This is a genomic window from Selenomonas sp., from assembly GCF_052169755.1.
In the GTDB taxonomy this organism is placed as follows: Bacteria; Bacillota; Negativicutes; order Selenomonadales; family Selenomonadaceae; genus Selenomonas.
In genome coordinates this window covers 1-17,825 of record NZ_JBQNBV010000030.1, presented here as the reverse complement: position 1 = coordinate 17,825, position 17,825 = coordinate 1, and the positions used below count along the sequence as shown (strand labels likewise).

Genomic DNA, 17,825 nt, shown 5'->3' with positions numbered 1-17,825 from the left:
CACGCACAAACGTCCACTTCGTGGACATTGTGCGCCGCCCTTACAGAAACTTAGCCAATCGGTCTGCGCCTGCGGCTTGACCTCTTGGGGTTTCGTGGTGAGACTGTGAACTGTGCATAGGATGGTCTCCTATGCACAGTTTTTCTATGCGACAAAAGGCTTTTGTTATGAAATGAAAAACTCATAAGATGAGTATATAGAGTCGCGGAAACAGAATTGCCCTAAGCATGAAAAAATATTATCTTTTCGCTCTCAATTCGTGTAAGATGATGGTGGCGACGCATGGGCTGCACGCATTCCTATGGCTGTATTCGCAAACATCATCATAGAGGAAGCGCCCTTGTGCCATTTGAAAAGAAAGGGGATTATCCATGAAAAGAATGAGCACGCTTTGCTATATCGAGCGAGATGGAAAGTATCTGATGCTGCACCGCACGGTTAAGGCGAACGATATCAATCATGGCAAGTGGATCGGTGTCGGCGGTCACTTCGAGGCGGACGAGTCGCCTGAAGAGTGCCTTTTGCGAGAGGTTGAGGAGGAGACGGGCTATCGGCTCATTCGCTGGCAGTTCCGCGCACTCGTCACTTTCGTTTCGGGCGACGGTACAACGGAGTATATGCACCTTTTTACGGCAGATCGCTTTACCGGCGAGCCGATTGTCTGCGACGAAGGGGAGCTCGCGTGGGTGGAGAAGGAGCGTGTCGAAGCGTTGGAGCTTTGGGAAGGGGATAGGATTTTTCTGCGCCTTTTAACCCAAGATGCACCGTTTTTTACTTTGAAACTCGTTTATGACGGCGCGGGAGGACTTCTTGAGCATCGCTTGTATCGCTATCTGTAAGATAATAGAGAAAGAAGGAGGAATCTGCTGTTATAAGGATGATATGGAAGATATTGGGCAGCGAATTATAAATAAATACCTTGTATGACAGAATAAGACAAATTATAGATGGACAAAAGTAGGAATATGGATAGGGGAATTTTTCTATTTTGCATTTATTGAGAAAATTTTTTGGAAAACAGGAAGGAAAAAGAAATGATTTTGCGAATATTGGGGACTAAAGGGCGGTAGTAAACTTTGAGGACATATGTTCAGCCGTCACGGCATAGTGGCATGATACGCTTTTTCGCCTGTTTCCTGCGACAGGTTCATCAAAGAGGCACGCTGTACATATGTCCTCACGCCTTACAGAAGCCTAGCCAATCCGTCTGCGCCTTCGGCTTGACCTCTTGGGGCTTCATAGTAGACCGTAAGAACAATATGTTCAGCCGCCGCGCAAAGCAGTGAAGTTTTTGCGATTGTTGGGGAATATCTGAAAAGGTAAGGTAGAACACGAGAGGAAGGGATCGTTTTTATGAAATTAAAACCCAAGATGCTTCTTGGAATCGGTGTGCCGCTCATCGTCATTTTCATTGTCATGGGCGCTGCGATCAACATGATGGCGAGTTCGGCGCTGACGTCTTCCAAGCAGAAGACTATGTATGAACTTGGTGCGCACTACGCAAACGAGATCGACAAGATCATCGCGGCAGACACTGCCGTGGTCAATGCGACGGCGGCGGCTTGGGGCGAGTCGATGCCCGAGGGTGAGGCGCTGCGGGCGACGCTTGTCCATATTGCGAAGCTGCCGGGCGTGGCTTCCGCTTACGTCGGCAGACCGGATGGCAGCTATGAGACGAGCAAGCATTTCCCGGCAGACTACGATCCGCGCACGCGCCAATGGTACAAGGCGTCGGCGGCGAACCCCGACAAGGCGATGATGTCGAAGCCGACGACGGCGGCTTCCGATGGCAAGACCGTCGTGACGCTAAGCCGCGCCATCATGAAAAACGGCGCCCTCATCGGCGTTCTGTCGATCAATATCCAGCTCGACGCTGTGCGCGAGGTGGTCGAAGGGGTAAAGGTCGGAGAGACGGGTACGATTGTCATCTTGGGGCCGGATACGGAGTACATTCATCATTCGACGTATACGCTGGCGGATAAGTTCAAGGAAATCGACGGCGGTGCGTATAAGGAGATTGCGGAGAAACTCACGGCAGGGAGTCCTGTGCAGCTTGAGGCGGATTATCAGGGCGAGGCGAAGTTCTACGCCGGTATGCCGATCGGCGAGACGGGGTGGACGGTGCTCGTTTCTTTGCCGCGCGCGGAGGCGAACGCAGCGGTCAGGCAGATGGAGTTGGCTCTTTTCGGCATCTGTGTCGCCGCGCTCGTCCTCATCCTGGGCGTCACATACGCACTCTTGACTTCGGCGATCACGCCGCTCGGACTGCTCTCTTCGCTGATGGAAAGAATCGCGGGGGGCGATTTGACGATGCAGCTTGCTCCGAGCGAGCGCCGCGATGAGATCGGCGCTTTGCAGACGAGCTGCCGCACGATGCTCGAAGGACTGAAGGGGACGGTAAGCTCGACGCGCAAGGCGGCGGATCAAGTATCTGAGGCGAGTGAGGAACTGTCGCTCAATGCGGGACAGACGGCGAAAGCCTCGCAGATTGCTGCTGAAGCCGTCGTCTCGATTGCCGATCAGAGCGCTGAGCAAAGTGTGATCGTCGAGGAGACGTCGGCAAAACTCCTTCATGTTGACGGACAGATGCGTACGATCACGCAGGCGATCGGTGAAGCAAGGCAGGCGGTCGTCTCGACGGGCGAGGCGACGAAGGAGGGCGACGAGAAGGTGGGCCTTGCGATCGCAGGCGTCGAAGGTCTTGCCGACGGCTCGGCAAAGACGAGTGCGGCGGTCGAAAAGCTCTACGCGGGTTCGAAGAACATCGCTGAGATCAATGAGGTCATCGCGAACATCGCAGGACAGACGAAACTCCTCGCCTTGAATGCCGCCATCGAGGCGGCGCGTGCCGGCGAGCAGGGCAAGGGCTTCGCCGTCGTCGCCGAAGAGGTCAGAAAGCTTGCCGAAGAGTCTGAAGCGGCGGCGCAGGAGATCAGCGGCGTAATAAAGAAGAACGCCGAGGAGATCGAGCAGGTATTCGCCCTGACAAAGGATCAGCAGCAGGAAGTGCGCGAGAATGTCGAGCAAGTCAAGGCTGCGGGAGAGAAGTTCCACCGCATCATGGAGCTTGTCGGCGAGCTGGAAACGGGCATCGCACGCATCGTCTCTATCGGTGCGAAGGTGCAGCAAGACTGCGACGAAACGACGGCTTCGGCGCAGCGCATCAACGATGTTTCGCATACGATTCACAGGAAAGCCGCAGACGTTTCCGCTGTATCTGAGGAGCAGGCGGCATCAACCGAGGAAATCGCCGCCGCCAGCCAGACGCTCTCGAATCTTGCGCAGGAGCTGCAGGCGAGTGTCGAAAGGTTTAGCCTCTGATGAGGATGAAAATCGCTTGAAGCCTTGAAAATAAAGGCTTTACGGCACTTGACACGGGAAGGTTCTCCGCTTATAATAAGCGAAAATGTAGGGAATGCGTCCGCGGCCAGCGGATGAAAAAGTCTGGACTGTTCTTCATTTTTAAAACGGTTCGTGCTTTTGCATTTCTTCAAAACTCAGTATCATTGATGGAGGTAAAGTATCATGGGCGATTTGGGATTTGGCAAGCCGATTTTCTGGGTGGGTCTCGCTGCGGGAATCGTGGCGGGGGCGCTCGGCTATCGCTGTATGCAGAAGCACTGTGCGGCGAAGAAGGAGAAGGCGGCTCTGCCGCAGGCGTCGCTGGAAGAGCTTTTGCAGCAGAAGGCGGAGCTTGAGGCTCTGATCGAGGCGCAGCAGGCGTAAGATGGGCATTTTATCTGCGTTGGGCATCCCAACGAATAGGTTCGATCTCTTCCTGCGCTCCGTTGAGGTTTCGTCCTATATCCCGGGACGCATACGGCTGCACAGCAAGATGCTCATGGGCAGTCCAAAGGTGGAAAAGGAGCTTTTGACGTATCTGCGCTCGTATTCGGAGCTGAGTGAGGTGGAGACGAACACGTCGACAGGCTCTATTCTCATCAAGTATACGCCGCAGCTTCTTCATACGAACGAAGAGCTGACGCGTGCGGAAGAGTATATCAAAGCGCACGCGAAAAATCGCACATAAGGCAGGAAAAAGCTGCCCGCCCCGTTCAAGAAGACGCGGGACGGGCAGCTTTTTTGTTTCAGTAGAGCTGGGCTTTCCAGTAGGCGAGGTCCGGTTCATTTAAGGGCAGGTCGATGCTGTAGCCGTTGTCGTAGCGAATCTTTACGCGGACTTCGTCGGCTTTTCGAAGAAGCGGCAGAAGCTGCGGCGATACGTTGAGGAAGAATTTGTTTGTGTTTTTCAGTGATGTTTCCGGACTGTAGTTTTTGAGATCGTAGCTCGGCGGTTCCTGCTTGACGATGGCGTCGATATCCCAGGCGTCGCCGTCGGCGGCGATGGTCACGAGCGGTTTGGGCTTTGCGCTGCTGTAGCGGTAGTCCCACATCGTGAGCGTCGCGCCTTCGACGCGGCCGTTTTCATCGTAGGAACCTTGGAAGTCGATCTTGCAGTAGGCGGAAAGGCTCTTCGCCGTGCGGTGGTCGGCTGTGTAGGTGTAGCCGAAGCCGAAAGCGCCGCATAGAATGAGCAAAAAGCCGAGGTAGAGGAAGATTTTCATAGGGGATCTCCGTTCCGTCCGCGCAGCTTTGGCAGCTCTTTCGAGCGGGGTGCGGACATTGATTTCTTGTTTCTATTATACTTTATGCGCCGCGTGTTGTCACCACCATTGCGCGTGCGCTTTTCCTGTGCTATAGTGGTAGGAACGATGTTCAATGCTTTTGAGGATGGGAGTCAATGGAAGAAAATTTCATTTGCTTGGATATTGGCGGCACTTCGATCAAGTATGCCCTTGCCGCAGGCGGCAGACTGCGCGAGAAAGGCTCTGTGCCGACGGAAGGGCGCACGGCTGGCGCCGAGGGCGTCGCTGAGAAGGTGCTTGCCATCGTAGATGCGTTCCGAGATCGCGGACTTACGGGCGTTGCGATCTCGACGCTCGGTATTGTCGATCCCGCAGCGGGCAGGATTCTCTACGCCGGATCGAGCATCCGAGATTATACGGGATTTGCGCTCAAGGCTCTCGTGGAGGAGACGACGGGACTTCCCTGTACGGTCGAGAATGATGTGAATTGTGCAGGGCTTGGCGAGTATTGGCAGGGCGCGGGGCGCGGGGCGCGTTCGCTCGTGTGCCTGACGGTCGGCACGGATGTCGGCGCTTCGATTCTCTTCAACGGCAGGCTGTGGCGCGGTGCGAATTATAGTGCGGGCGAGATCGGCAGCATGAGACTCGCCGGAGGCAGGCTCGGCGAGCTTGCTTCCGTGCGCCGCATGGTGCAGCGTGCCGCCGCAGCGCATGGCGTGTCGGCGCAGTCGATCGACGGGGAGACGGTGTTCGACTGGGCGCGTGCGGGCGACGCCGATGCGGTGAACGCTATCGCGGGGCTTATTGCGCCGCTTGTTGAGGGACTTGCCAATATATGCTGCATGATGAATCCCGAGCGCATCGTATTGGGCGGCGCGGTGATGGCGCAGCAGCAGTATCTTGCTCCGCGAATCTGCGCGGATCTGGACGAGGCTCTGCCGCGGGCTTTTCACTCTGCGACGCGGATCGCTTTTGCCGAGTTGGGAAATGATGCGGGGCTTACGGGAGCGCTCTGCCATTTTCTTATGCGTCGAAAGGATGCGCAGGCGAAGGCGAAATATACGGGGTTGACGGAGGAGGCGCAAAAGGTCAGATGAAAGCGATCATCAACGGACGGCTCCTGCTGCCGAATATGGAGGGCGATTTTCGCGTCATGGACGATATGGCGCTCCTCTACGATGAACGGATTGAGCGGATCATTGATATGGATGAGGTGGAGGCTGAGGCGGGCATCGATGAGGTGCATGATGCGCACGGGCTTTTTGTCTCGCCGGGGTTTATCAATGTGCATGTGCATGGTGCATGTGGCTGGGATGTGATGGACGAAGCGCCGGAAGCCTTGCCGTCGATCGGCCGCTATCTTGCACGCACGGGCGTCGTTTCGTGGCTTGCGACGACGATGACGGCGGGCGAGGACGCGGTGCACGCTGCCTTCGAGCGTGTGCGAAGCGCCATGCGCATGACGCCCGAAGGCGCGCGCATCCTTGGCGTGCACATGGAAGGGCCGTTTATCAACAAGGCGTATAGGGGGGCGCAGGCGGAAGCGGCTATCGTGTGCGCCGACTATGGCTGGCTCGACTCTTTTGAGGATGTCGTGCGCATCGTGACCTTGGCTCCGGAGGAGCTTGACGGCAAGTACACGTTTATCGACCGCTGCCGCGATGCGGGCATTCTCGTTTCTATCGGTCATTCAAGCGCCGACTACCAGACGGCGATCGAGGTCATAGAGAAGCATGGCGTCACGCATATCACGCACTGCTTCAACGCGATGAGCGGTCTGCATCAGCGGCGTCCGGGCATCGTGGGCGCGGCGCTCGATACTTCGGTCAACTGCGAGCTGATCGCCGACAACATCCATGTGGATCCGGCGGCGCAGCGCATCCTTTACCATGCGAAGGAAGGCAGGAATATCATCCTCGTGACGGATTCGATGCGCGCCGCCGGCATGGGCAGCGGCGTCTTTGAACTCGGCGGGCAGGAAGTCACGGTCGAGGGGGCGCGTGCCGAGCTTTCCGACGGTACGCTCGCGGGCAGCGTACTGGCGATGAATCAGGCGGTCAAAAATTTCTCCAAGACGACGCGCGCGCCGTTGGAGCGCGTCGTCGAGATGGTCACGCGCACGCCTGCCGAAGAGCTTGGCATCTATGGGGAAACCGGCTCTTTGGAAGAGGAAAAACGCGCCGATCTCACGCTCTTTGATGAGGATATGATGATCGCTGCGACGATTGTCGGCGGGCATCTCGCTTATATAGCTTCGCCTGACGCCTTAAACGGCGCTTGGCAATAGGAAGGTCTTTGCGGCAGGCAAGGGAAGGAAATCAGCTCATGGCAATACGCATGATTGTGACGGATATGGACGGCACTTTGCTCGATGCGAAGAATCGCATATCCGAGGCGAATCGAGCAGCGATCAAAGAAGCGACGGAAAAGGGCATCTCTTTGGCGATCGCTACGGGACGTATGCACCGCTCGGCTTTGCCGTATATGGAAACGCTCGGCGTTGCGGCGCCGATCATCTCGTGCAACGGGGCGCTCGTCAAGACGGCGGCGGGCGAGGAGATCTTTTCTTCGTGCATCGCTCCCGCTGCTGTGCGCGAGGTGCTCGATTGTATGAGGGAACGCGGCTGGTATGTGCAGCTTTACACGGGGGATCGGCTTCTCTTTGTCGATCGTGATCGCCGCGCGTGCGCATACGAGGCGGCTTCGGGCATCGAAGGCGAGATCGTCGGCTGGGACGGTCTTTATGCGCAAATCTCGCGCGTCCACAAGATGCTTACGATCACTTCGTGCGAGGAAGAAACGGACGCGCGTGCGGCAGAGTTGGCTTTGATGTTCAAGCACGGGGTCAATGTCGTGCGATCCAAGGAAAAGTATATCGACATCATGGCGGCTGGCGTATCGAAAGCGGCGAGTATCGAGCGCCTTGCCGCGAAATGCGGCGTCGAGATGAAGGATGTGCTGGCGCTCGGCGACTCGGACAACGACAGCGAAATGCTTGCCGCTGCCGGCGTCGGCGTCGCTATGTCGACAGGGACGGCTGCGGCGAAACAAGCGGCGGACTTCCTCGCGGCAAATGAGGCGGCGGACGGTGTGGCGCGGGCGGTACACGCTTACGCGCTTGCAGGGATAAAGGAAGCGTGAGGGGAATAGGATGGCAATTCAGCTGATCGTTATGGATCTTGACGGTACGCTTTTGACTTCGGAAAAGACGGTGTCGGACTACAGCAAAAGCGTGCTCAAACGCGCGATGGCGAAAGGTGTCGCCGTGACGGTGGCGACAGGGCGTATGCTGCTTTCGGCGAACTACTTCGGCAGGATCATCGAGGCGAATGCGCCGATCATCTCGTGCAACGGCGCACTGGTGCAGGCTTTGGATGCAAAGGAGCCGCTTTTCCTGCGCGCGTTTTCCCCCGAAACGGTCACGGAACTTTTGACCTTCGCGCGCCAAAGCGGTTGGTATGCGCAGTGGTACATCGGCGATGACATCTATGCGGAGGATTTTCGTCCCGAGTATTTTACCGCTTACCGTACGGTGCAGGGCTTCTCCGTGCATGAAGTCGGCGAGAATTTTGCGCCGTATACCGAGGGCGTCGCGCAGGTCGTCGTGCGCGATCTTGCGGGCGGCGTCGGCGAGATCGCCGCGTGCATCCGCAGCCGCTTCGCCGGGCGCGTCGAGCCGCAGCAGTCGAAGGGCTATACGCTCGACCTTACGCCGATGGGCGTATCGAAGGCGACGGGCGTCGAGGCGATCCTGCGTTGGGCGGGAATCAAGGCTTCTGAGGTCATGGCGTGCGGCGATTCGGACAACGACCTTTCGATGCTGCGCATGGCGGGGACCAGCGTCGTCACGGCAAACGGGCAGGAAGAGGCGAAAGCGCTCGCTTCGTATCTCGCGCCGAGCTGTGACGAGGACGGCGTGGCGAAGGCGATCGAGGAGCTTGTGCTTTAGGGAACCGCTATCATGGTATGTTTTTGGCATCAATGCAGGGGTGGACAGCATGACGAAAGAAGGAGAGTTCAGATTTATTATCGTGACGGGGCTTTCGGGCAGCGGCAAGACGCAGGCGTGCCGCTTCTTGGAGGATCTCGGCTATTTCGTGGTGGACAATTTGCCGCCGGTGTTCATCTCCAAGTTCGCCGAACTTTGCCGCCACTCGGCGGGGCATGTGCGCCGCGTTGTACTCGTCGTGGACACGCGCGGGCGAGAGTTCTTCGATACTTTCGTTCATGTGCTCGACGAAATGGACAGAGCGAGCACATCCTATGAGATGCTTTTCATGGACGCATCCGATGAGGCGATCATCCGCCGCTACAAGGAGACGCGCCGCCGTCATCCGATGGCGGCGAACGCACGCATTTCCGACGGCATACAGAAGGAGCGCCGCCGCTTAGAGCCGGTGCGCAACAAGGCGACGTACATCATCGACACGTCCGTACTCAAGAAGGTGGAGCTGAAAGAAAAGATTTCACGTCTTTTCGGCAGTGAAGCCGGACGTAAGATGAGCATCAATGTATTGTCGTTCGGCTTCAAGTTCGGTATGCCTTTGGACGCCGATATGGTGCTTGACGTGCGCTTTTTGCCGAATCCCTTCTATATCGAGGAGATGCGACGAAAGAGCGGCGCCGTCAAGGAGGTCGCCGCCTATATCGGCAAGTGGCCGGTGACGCAGGAGTTTGAGGAGAAGCTCGATGCGCTGCTCGACTTTCTCGTGCCGCAGTACATCAAGGAAGGCAAGCCGCAGTTCGTCATCGCCGTCGGCTGTACGGGCGGTATGCATCGCAGCGTCTACATCGCCTGCCATATCTATCGCTTCTTAACGGTGCGCGGCTTCCAGGTGGAGCTTGAGCATCGCGATCTCATGAAGAATGAGGTTGCCGAGCATCCGACGCAGCCGCCCGAGTGAACTGACGCACGCGCTGCATCCGACTGCCGTGTTAGGAAAGGTTCGATTGGAAAATGCATTTATTAAAGTGGCTTTATCCGGGTATGCACTTCAAGCGCTGGATGCTTGTCTTTGGCGCGGGCGTCATGATGGTCAGCCTGGGGCTTGCACTGGTTTTTAACTATAAGTATCTTGACGCCATTGAAGAAGCGATCTTTCGTGCCGTCTATCTTTGGCGCGGCAGTTTTGACTATGTGATTACGACGATCGTCGGCGTCGTCATTGTCATTTTGGGGCTTTTGCTGATGCTCTTTGCGACGCGCTTCGTCATTCGCTCCGTCATCAGCGTCCTCTTGCCGGACAGCTCGGAAAAGCTCGTGGATATCATTTACGAGAAGCGCAGGCTCGACAAGGGACCGCAGGTGACGGTCATCGGCGGCGGGCACGGGCTGTCCGTGCTCTTACGCGGCATGAAGCAGGCGACGAGCAACGTGACGGCGGTCGTGACGGTCGCCGACGACGGCGGCTCTTCGGGCAGGCTCAGAGAAGAGCTGGGCATCATTCCGCCGGGGGATCTTCGAAATTGCCTCGTCGCGCTCGCCGATACGGAGCCGCTGATGGAAAAGCTCTTCCAGTATCGCTTCCAAAGCGGGACGGAACTCAAGGGGCACAGCTTCGGCAATCTCTTCATCGCCGCTATGGCGGAGGTTACGGGTGATATCGAGGAGGCATTGAAGCAGTCGTCGAAGGTTCTCGCCGTCAAGGGGCGCGTGCTGCCGGCGTCAACGGCGCATGTGCGGCTCGACGCGGTCATGGAGGACGGCACGCTCGTCGAGGGCGAGTCGCATATTCCCGAGGTGCATAAGCACATCCGGCGCGTGAAGCTCTTTCCGGAGCATGTCGCGCCGGTGGAGTCGGCGCTTGAGGCGATCCGTGAAGCGGATGTCGTGATCTTAGGCCCCGGCAGCCTCTATACGAGCATCATGCCGAATCTCCTCGTCGACGGCGTGGCAGAGGCGCTCAAAAAGAGCCGTGCGCTCAAGATCTATATATGCAACGTGCTGACACAGCCGGGGGAGACGGACGATTACACGGCTTCGATGCACGCCAAGGCGATTCTCGATCATGCGGGCAAGGGAGCGATCGACTATATGCTCGTCAATGTGACGCCGTTGCCGTACGCGGCGGCGCGTCTTCTGAAAGAGGAGGGCATTCGCCCCGTGGCGATTGATGAGGATGCGATCAATGCGCTCGGCGTCGGCGTCGTCAAGGCGGATCTTGTAAACAGCGACGATGTCGCGCATCATGATTCGGGAAAACTCATGAAGAATGTGATGAAGATGGCGTACAAGCTGCATCCCGGCATCGGCAAGTGAGGAGGGAACCGCATGGCGCAGCCATCCTTTTCGGCTGAGGTGAAGAACGATCTGGCGCGTTTCATCGGGCGCAGGGCGTGCTGCCGCACAGCGGAGCTTGCGGCGCTTCTGCGCATGGGCGCCGTGCTGACGCTCGGAGCGAAGCGCACCGTCGGACTTGCTTTCACGACGGAGAATGCGGCGGTCGCGCGAAAAGCCTTGATGCTTTTGAAAGGATCGGCGGGCGTCATGACGGAGCTGACCGTCAGCCGCTCGCGCCGCTTGAAGAAGCGCAACAGCTATCGCGTGCATGTGCTGCCGTCGCGTGAGGTCGCCGCCCTCATGGGACGGCTCGGGCTTATGCGCGGCTCGGCGCTCAACATGGGCACGGACAGTGCGCTGCTCAAGAAAGCGTGCTGCCGCAAGGCGTACCTTCGCGGCGCATTCTTGGGCGGCGGCAGCGTCAGCCGCCCCGAGGCCGGCTATCATGTGGAGCTTGTGACGGAGAGCTATTCCTTTGCCGAGCTGCTGCTCTCGCTTTTGCGCACGATGGGCTATCCGGCGGGGCTGACCGACCGCAAGGAGAACTATATCGTCTACTTGAAGGAGAGCGACGCCATCATCGACTTTTTTTCTTTGCTTGGCGCGGAGAAGGCGGCGGAGGCGTTCGAGGTCACGCGCAACTTGAAAGAGGTCAAGAATCAAGTCAACCGTCTCGTGAACTGTGAGACGGCGAACGTACAGAAGTCCGTGGACGCCGCCGGCAGACAGATCGCGGCGATTCGCGCACTCGAAGCCGCGGGCGGCGTCGAGCGGCTTTCTGCGGGACTCAAGGAGATGGCTGCCGCGCGCTTGGAGCATCCGACAGCGACGCTTGCGGAGCTGTCGGCTTTGTTGGGGATAGGGAAGTCAGGCGTCAATCACCGTTTGCGAAAACTCGCTGCGTTGGCGGAAGAGAAGGAAGGGAGAGGTTGAGATTGAAACGTATGCTTGGCGTTTTGGCAGGGATCGCGCTGCTCGTTGTTCTTTCACTTGCCGTCTATGTGCATCTTCATCCGGCAGAGGGTGTACTCGTCTTGGAGTACCATCATGTCGCTGACCGCGTGGATGACGAGGAGCCGCTGGCGGAGCGCTATTTTGTGCCGTCGGCGGATTTTGCTGCGCAGCTCGACTATCTGAAGGCTGAGGGTTATGAGACGATCACGATGCTGGATTTTTCCAAGGCGGCGAAGGGCAAGGGAACCCTTCCTGAAAAGCCCTTGATTATCACCTTCGACGACGGCTACGAGGACAATTACACCGTGGCGCTGCCGCTCCTCGAAGAGCGCGGCATGAAGGGCGAGGTTTATATGGTCACGAACTTCATCGGGCGAAAGGGGTATCTGACTTGGGATGAGCTTCGCGACATGCAGCAGCGCGGCATCGAGATCGGCTGCCATACCGCCGATCATGTGCCGCTCGTCGGGCTGTCTCGCGCCGAGCAGGAGGATCAGGTGCGCCTCTCAAAGCTCCTCATGGAGTGGAACGGCATCAAGACCGTGTTCAGCTTCTCCTATCCGAACGGCAGCTGCAATGCTGAGATCGCCGAGCTGCTGCGCGAGAGCAATTATTTGACAGCCGTCACAGGCGATGCGGGGTTCAACACGTTCCAGACCGATCCGATGTTTCTGCAGCGCGTCAACATTCCGCGCCCGCGCTTCGGCATGATGGAGTTCCGTCTGCGCCTTTTGCGGGCGGAGCTTTGCAGCATCTTCGGCATCAATCAGCACTTGGAGCGTTAGGCATCTGCGAGGATCTTACCGCCGTCCGCTGAAGCGGCGGCTCTTTTGAAGGAATCATTTTATGCGATTAGAGGAAAAAGGGGTTTTCGGCAAGATGAAACGATGGAAGGCAAAGGCTGCGGCATATTTTTTTGCGTTGCTTGCGAGTGTAGGCATGACAGAGCTTCCCGCCGAGGCGCAGCGCTATCGGGCGGATGATGCTTCGACGACGCGCGTCACGACGGACGAGGAGCGCGCTGTGCATGAGCCGCAGGGTACGCAGCATGTTGGAAGGCGTTCGGAGCGAGGCTCGGCGGAACCGTACAGCGTGCGGCTGAACTTCGGTACAGGAATCCCGGGCGCACTGCGTTTCAACGATGCGCAGCGCACTATGCGCGAGTGGGATGTCGAAGTCGAGGACACGGGCGGCACCTTGCTCTTTTCCGACAGCCCCGAATATGTGACGGAAGACGGCATCCTTTATGAAGATACCGTCACGGGCGATGCACGCATCCTTTACTACCATCTGAACCACACAAACACGCGCAAGAAAGTTGCCGTCGTACTGCAGAACGAAGGTGATTCTTCGGTCGTCGTCAAGGTCACGCGCGGCGGTGCGAGCCGCCCGAGCAGCGACTATCTCGAAGTGGGCAAGAGCACACAGCTCGCCTACTTCCAAACGAAGCGCGACGATTTGCTCTATGTGCAGCGCGGGACGAAGCGTATCCTAGAGCCGGAGATGAACCACACGGTACTGGAGCCGGGACAGCTTGTCTACGGCGTCTACGACTTTCATGCCGATGGCCCCGTCAAGGTCTCCGTCATCCTGTATCCGGCGACTGCCGACCCTTTGAAATTCATCGCCCACGCGCATGTGCTGCCGAAGGATGAGCAGCGCCTGCGCGGTACCTTTCAAGGCATGGACCGCGTGATTAAGGGAAAGCCCTACAATCCCGACAAGGATGGCGTCGTCTACATCCCGATCGGCGATAATCGGCAGGATGTTTTCCGCACGGGCATCGACGCGACGGACGGCAGCCTCGTGACGAACGTCGGCAACTATGGCGTGCTCTATCGCATTCGCATTCCGACGACAGGACGTGAGGCGACGCAATATTATCTGACGCCCTTGGGCGGTGTCTATGCGGGTGCGATGAGCGTCGACTTCGGACACGGATCGAGCCTCTTGGAAACGCCCAGCGGCAGGCTCTTCTTCGGCGACGCCATACCGCCCGACAGCGACGCGGATCGCGCCGCGCGTCTTCTGGGCAAGGATCGCTTGAAGGTAGCCGCCGAGCTTTCCGATCTCGGCAGCTATCACAGCTCCGTGCAGCCGAGCTTCGAGCTGTCGCCCCCGGGCGCGTCGAATCTCCCCGTGCAGATCATCTTGATGCCGGCGGGAAAATAAGGCTGAAGATGAAAAAAGCCGCCGAGAATCTCTTTGCGAGAGATTTCAGCGGCTTTTTGCCTGCCGGGATTTTCTGGAAGCCGTTTATGCCAGAGCCAAAGATTGGCGTGGGCAATAGCCTCTTTCCCTAAGTGTGGAGTTTAGATACTCAAGCCTTTCTGCCGTGACGACGATGAGGACGAGACCCATCTTTTTCAGGCTTGCGCCGTTCATGCCCGCCGCATCCGCACGCGCGACGAAGTCTCTATCGTCGGCGCCGATGACCTCGGCGACGCCTGTCGCCTGCACGCTCTTGGCGCTGCCCACGCCATGATACTCGGCATGAACTTCCAAGGCGACGTTCTTATTCCTCTCAAGTGCGCGAAACTTCAGACCGCCCTCAGAAAAGATGTAGAATTTGCCGTCGAGATAAGCATACGTCAGCGGCGTGCAGCGGATGAAATCGCCGTCAGCGGCGGCGAGCGTGCAGACCTTCTGCTCCTTGAGGAACGCATCAAGCTCTTTTGCCAGTGCATCCGGCGGCATTTTCACCGCATCTTTGTCCTTTTTGAGCCAAAATCAGCGGCAGCTTTGTAGTCCATAAGAAATCTCCTTTGCTTGATAGTGATTGGATGAAGCACGGATAAATGCAGTCCCCGTCTTCATACATCCGGGCGGCTTCCTTTTATCCGCAGCTCGTTGAGAATATCTTTTATTATCGTACTATGATGAAGCCGCTTCGTCAAGATGCCGTCGGCTGATGGCACGAAATGCTTCGCGGCGGGCGGCTGCAGCAATATGGTTTGACAGTGAAAAAGAAAACTGCTATACTAAAACCAATCAGGAATATGTCTGCTATATACAGACACAAGCGCCCATGGATGCACACCGTGGGCGCTTGTTTTTAGGCTGAAGAGAGTTGCCGCAATGTTATCGCTTCAACCATTTCTGGATGATGTACCAGATTGCACAAGATACAACACCAGCAAAGACAGTTTTCAGGAATATCTCTGCTTCCATATACAGACCCCCTTTCTGATGCCAGTTTGGGGGCGGCAACAGGAAAAGTATAACATGATTCGTCTGTTTTAGCCATAGTGTCGCTGGCGGGCGGCGGGCGGCTGCAGCATCTTGCCAAGCGCGTGAAAAACAGGTAGAATATAGGAAAGAGAAGAAGGGGGTCATACGATGAAACATATCAAGACGGTCAATAAGCCGACGATGCAGAAGACGCTCAAGACGGGCGGCTGCGGCGAATGCCAGGCATCGTGCCAGTCGGCATGCAAGACGTCCTGCACGGTGGGCAATCAGGTCTGTGAGAGCAGGAAGTAATCAGGCGTGAAGAAAAGACCTCTTCCGGAGGGAAGAGTTCTTTTCTTCACGCTTGCACCATACATTTGGAGGAACTGCATGAAAGAAAAAATACACAAGTTCAAGCAGGCGGAGAGTTTCATCCTGCTTGACGTCAACAGCGGCGCCGTCCATGTCGTCGATGAGATGATCTACGACGTCATGGATATTTTTGACGGTACGAACGATAAGGAAGTCATGGCTACGCTCGCCTGCAAGTACCCGAGGGCGGAGCTTTCTGAAGCGCTCGAAGAACTGCACGAACTCATGGCGCTCGGCGAGCTTTTCGCGCCAGACATCGACGTGCCGCCGACATTTTCCCAAAAGGGGCTTGTGAAGTCGCTGTGTCTGATGGTCGCGCAGGACTGCAATCTGCGCTGCAAATACTGTTTCGGCGACGGCGGCAACTATGGCATGGAGCGCACCGTCATGACGCCAGAGGTGGGGGTGCGCGCCGTAGACTTTCTCATCGAAGGCTCTGGACCGAGAAAGCACTGCGAGATCGACTTCTTCGGCGGCGAGCCGCTCTTAAACATGAAAACGGTCAAGGCGGTCACGGAGTATGTACGAAAGCGGGAGAAAGAGACGGGCAAGGTGTTCAAGCTCACGCTGACGACGAACGGTATGCTCTTGAACGACGCAAACATCGCGTGGCTCAATGAGAACGATTTTTCCCTCGTGCTGTCGCTCGACGGGCGCAAGGTGACGAACGACGCCATGCGCCCCGACATCGGCGGCCACGGCACTTACGACCGCATTGTGCGGAATTTCAAACGCTGTCTCGCGAGCCGTGCGGGCGGCGACTGGGACTATCGCGGCATCTATACCTATCTTCGCGGCACTTATACGAAGCGCAATCTCGACTTCACCGAGGATGTGCTCTCGATGCACGACGCAGGCTTCGATATCTTGTCGGTCGAGCCTGTCGTTTTGAAGGACAGCCCGCTCGCCCTCATGGAAGAAGATCTGCCGCGCATCTTTGAGGAGTACGACCGTCTCGCTGCCGCCTATATGGAACGCCGCCGCGCGGGCAGGGGATTCTTCTTCTTCCACTTCAACATGGATTTGTCGAACGGCCCGTGCGTCGCCAAGCGGCTTTCGGGCTGCGGCGCGGGGCACGAATACTTCGCCGTCGCGGAAAACGGCGATCTCTACCCGTGCCACCAATTCGTCGGCAGGAAGCGCTACAAGCTCGGCAGCATCTACGACGGGGTGACAGACGAAGAGCTGCCGCCGTACTTTCGCGAATCGCACGTTCTCAACAAGGAGAAATGCGCCGACTGCTGGGCGCGGTTCTTCTGCAGCGGCGGCTGCCACGCCAATGCCGACCTCTTCCACGATGATATAAGAAAGCCTTACGAAGTCGGCTGTGAGATTCAGAAAAAGCGCCTCGAATGTGCGCTCTATGTGCAGGCGCTTCTGGCTCTGGAAAAAGAAGGGCAGACCGCTCTGTAATGGGAAAAGGCTCGCGGCGAAATTTCGCTGCGGGTCTTTTCCTTTTCGCCATCCCCCGTATGAAAAGCGCATGAGAATCTACACAGAAAGCGCCATGCGGTGTATAATAAGGACGTGATTTCAGAAATCGAAAAGGAGCGCAGCAAATGAAAAGAGAGGTCATACGGAAAAAAGCCGTAGAAACTTTGACGATGGAATCGGCGGCGGTGAAGAAGCTGACGGAAAATATCGACGAGGAGTTTTGCCGCGCGGTCGAGTGTATCCTCGACTGCACGGCGCGCATCATCGTCACAGGTATGGGAAAATCGGGGCATGTCGGCAGGAAGATCGCCGCGACGCTTGCGAGTACGGGAACGCCGTCGTTCTTCATGCATCCGGCGGAGGCGTTTCACGGCGACCTCGGCATGGTGACGGACAAGGATGTAGTGCTCGCGATCTCCAACAGCGGCGAGGTGCAGGAGGTCTTGAAGATCCTGCCTGCGATTCACCGCATCGGTGCGCCGATCATCGCCATGACGGGCAATCGCGCTTCGCAGCTTGCCGAGTACTCGGACTACGTCATCGACATCGGACATGAGCCGGAAGCATGTCCCCTAGGGCTGGCGCCGACGACGAGCACGACGGCGACGCTTGCTATGGGCGACGCCGTCGCTGTCGCTGTGATGTCCGTACGCAACTTCAAGAAACAGGACTTTGCGCTCTTCCATCCGGGCGGCGCGCTCGGTCGGCGTCTCTTGCTCAAGGTGCAGGACGTCATGCACACGGGCGAGGAGAATCCTGTGGTCGAGGGTACGAAGACGGCGAAGGATGCGCTCTTCGTCATGACGGAGAAAGGTCTTGGCGCCGTCTCTGTCACGAATGTAGCGGGCAGGTTTATCGGGCTTTTGACCGACGGCATCATCCGTCGTGCACTCGCGAAGGACTATGCTTTCCTCGACAAGCCTGTGCACGAGATCATGTTTACGGAGCCGCTGACGATTTGCGCCGATGAGCTGGCGACGGCGGCGCTCTCCGTCATGGAAAAGCACGAGCCGCGTCCCGTGACGGTT

General features: G+C 57.4%; 18 protein-coding genes. 16 read left to right on the top strand and 2 right to left on the bottom strand.

What is annotated here, in order from left to right; all coding sequences use genetic code 11:
* The first annotated feature begins 371 nt into the window (after positions 1-371).
* The 4 genes from ACTTKG_RS03785 to ACTTKG_RS03770 all read left to right on the top strand — a co-directional run bounded on the left by ACTTKG_RS03785 (position 372) and on the right by ACTTKG_RS03770 (position 4,030).
* The gene (locus ACTTKG_RS03785) at positions 372-839 is read left to right on the top strand and encodes an NUDIX hydrolase (protein WP_442672924.1); all 468 of its coding nucleotides are present in this window, start codon (positions 372-374) and stop codon (positions 837-839) included.
* Positions 840-1,353: 514 nt separating this feature from the next.
* Complete coding sequence (locus ACTTKG_RS03780) at positions 1,354-3,321, top strand: methyl-accepting chemotaxis protein (RefSeq protein ID WP_442672923.1); 1,968 nt, start codon at positions 1,354-1,356, stop codon at positions 3,319-3,321.
* A 204-nt stretch (positions 3,322-3,525) separates the two neighbouring features.
* The gene (locus ACTTKG_RS03775) at positions 3,526-3,726 is read left to right on the top strand and encodes an RNA-binding protein (RefSeq protein WP_442672922.1); all 201 of its coding nucleotides are present in this window, start codon (positions 3,526-3,528) and stop codon (positions 3,724-3,726) included.
* Between the two features lies 1 nt (position 3,727).
* On the top strand, positions 3,728-4,030 hold the full coding sequence (locus ACTTKG_RS03770; protein WP_442672921.1) for an HMA2 domain-containing protein: 303 nt from the start codon (positions 3,728-3,730) through the stop codon (positions 4,028-4,030).
* A 58-nt stretch (positions 4,031-4,088) separates the two neighbouring features.
* On the opposite strand, the gene ACTTKG_RS03765 is transcribed toward ACTTKG_RS03770, so the two are convergent.
* The gene (locus ACTTKG_RS03765) at positions 4,089-4,565 is read right to left on the bottom strand and encodes a hypothetical protein (protein WP_442672920.1); all 477 of its coding nucleotides are present in this window, start codon (positions 4,563-4,565) and stop codon (positions 4,089-4,091) included.
* Positions 4,566-4,741: 176 nt separating this feature from the next.
* Between ACTTKG_RS03765 and ACTTKG_RS03760 the strand changes: the two genes are divergently transcribed.
* From ACTTKG_RS03760 to ACTTKG_RS03720, 9 genes are all read left to right on the top strand, one after another.
* The gene (locus tag ACTTKG_RS03760; RefSeq protein WP_442672919.1) at positions 4,742-5,683 is read left to right on the top strand and encodes an ROK family protein; all 942 of its coding nucleotides are present in this window, start codon (positions 4,742-4,744) and stop codon (positions 5,681-5,683) included.
* Positions 5,680-6,873, top strand: a complete 1,194-nt coding sequence (gene nagA / locus ACTTKG_RS03755; RefSeq protein WP_442672918.1) for an N-acetylglucosamine-6-phosphate deacetylase — start codon at positions 5,680-5,682, stop codon at positions 6,871-6,873. Before ACTTKG_RS03760 ends, nagA begins: the two co-directional genes overlap by 4 nt.
* Positions 6,874-6,911: 38 nt before the next feature.
* The gene (locus tag ACTTKG_RS03750) at positions 6,912-7,727 is read left to right on the top strand and encodes a Cof-type HAD-IIB family hydrolase (protein ID WP_442672917.1); all 816 of its coding nucleotides are present in this window, start codon (positions 6,912-6,914) and stop codon (positions 7,725-7,727) included.
* 10 nt (positions 7,728-7,737) lie between these two features.
* Positions 7,738-8,535, top strand: a complete 798-nt coding sequence (locus ACTTKG_RS03745; protein ID WP_442672916.1) for a Cof-type HAD-IIB family hydrolase — start codon at positions 7,738-7,740, stop codon at positions 8,533-8,535.
* Positions 8,536-8,584: 49 nt separating this feature from the next.
* Positions 8,585-9,490, top strand: a complete 906-nt coding sequence (gene rapZ / locus ACTTKG_RS03740; RefSeq protein WP_442672915.1) for an RNase adapter RapZ — start codon at positions 8,585-8,587, stop codon at positions 9,488-9,490.
* Positions 9,491-9,543: 53 nt separating this feature from the next.
* Entirely contained in the window at positions 9,544-10,845 is a 1,302-nt protein-coding gene (locus ACTTKG_RS03735; protein ID WP_442672914.1) for a gluconeogenesis factor YvcK family protein, read from the top strand.
* A 12-nt stretch (positions 10,846-10,857) separates the two neighbouring features.
* Complete coding sequence (gene whiA, locus ACTTKG_RS03730) at positions 10,858-11,799, top strand: DNA-binding protein WhiA (protein ID WP_442672913.1); 942 nt, start codon at positions 10,858-10,860, stop codon at positions 11,797-11,799.
* Positions 11,800-11,810: 11 nt separating this feature from the next.
* The gene (locus ACTTKG_RS03725) at positions 11,811-12,605 is read left to right on the top strand and encodes a polysaccharide deacetylase family protein (RefSeq protein ID WP_442672925.1); all 795 of its coding nucleotides are present in this window, start codon (positions 11,811-11,813) and stop codon (positions 12,603-12,605) included.
* Positions 12,606-12,699: 94 nt separating this feature from the next.
* On the top strand, positions 12,700-13,992 hold the full coding sequence (locus tag ACTTKG_RS03720; protein ID WP_442672912.1) for a copper amine oxidase: 1,293 nt from the start codon (positions 12,700-12,702) through the stop codon (positions 13,990-13,992).
* Positions 13,993-14,076: 84 nt separating this feature from the next.
* Here the strand turns inward: ACTTKG_RS03720 and ACTTKG_RS03715 are convergent, their stop codons facing one another.
* The gene (locus ACTTKG_RS03715; RefSeq protein ID WP_442672911.1) at positions 14,077-14,517 is read right to left on the bottom strand and encodes a pyridoxamine 5'-phosphate oxidase family protein; all 441 of its coding nucleotides are present in this window, start codon (positions 14,515-14,517) and stop codon (positions 14,077-14,079) included.
* Positions 14,518-15,159: 642 nt separating this feature from the next.
* Here ACTTKG_RS03715 and scfA point away from each other — a divergent pair.
* From scfA to ACTTKG_RS03700, 3 genes are all read left to right on the top strand, one after another.
* Positions 15,160-15,303, top strand: a complete 144-nt coding sequence (gene scfA, locus ACTTKG_RS03710) for a six-cysteine ranthipeptide SCIFF (protein ID WP_442672910.1) — start codon at positions 15,160-15,162, stop codon at positions 15,301-15,303.
* A 78-nt stretch (positions 15,304-15,381) separates the two neighbouring features.
* A complete protein-coding gene (gene scfB, locus ACTTKG_RS03705; RefSeq protein ID WP_442672909.1) occupies positions 15,382-16,776 on the top strand; it encodes a thioether cross-link-forming SCIFF peptide maturase in 1,395 nt (464 codons plus the stop codon).
* 146 nt (positions 16,777-16,922) lie between these two features.
* Positions 16,923-17,825 (top strand): KpsF/GutQ family sugar-phosphate isomerase (locus ACTTKG_RS03700; protein ID WP_442672908.1); only part of this gene is annotated, 903 nt, incomplete at its 3' end.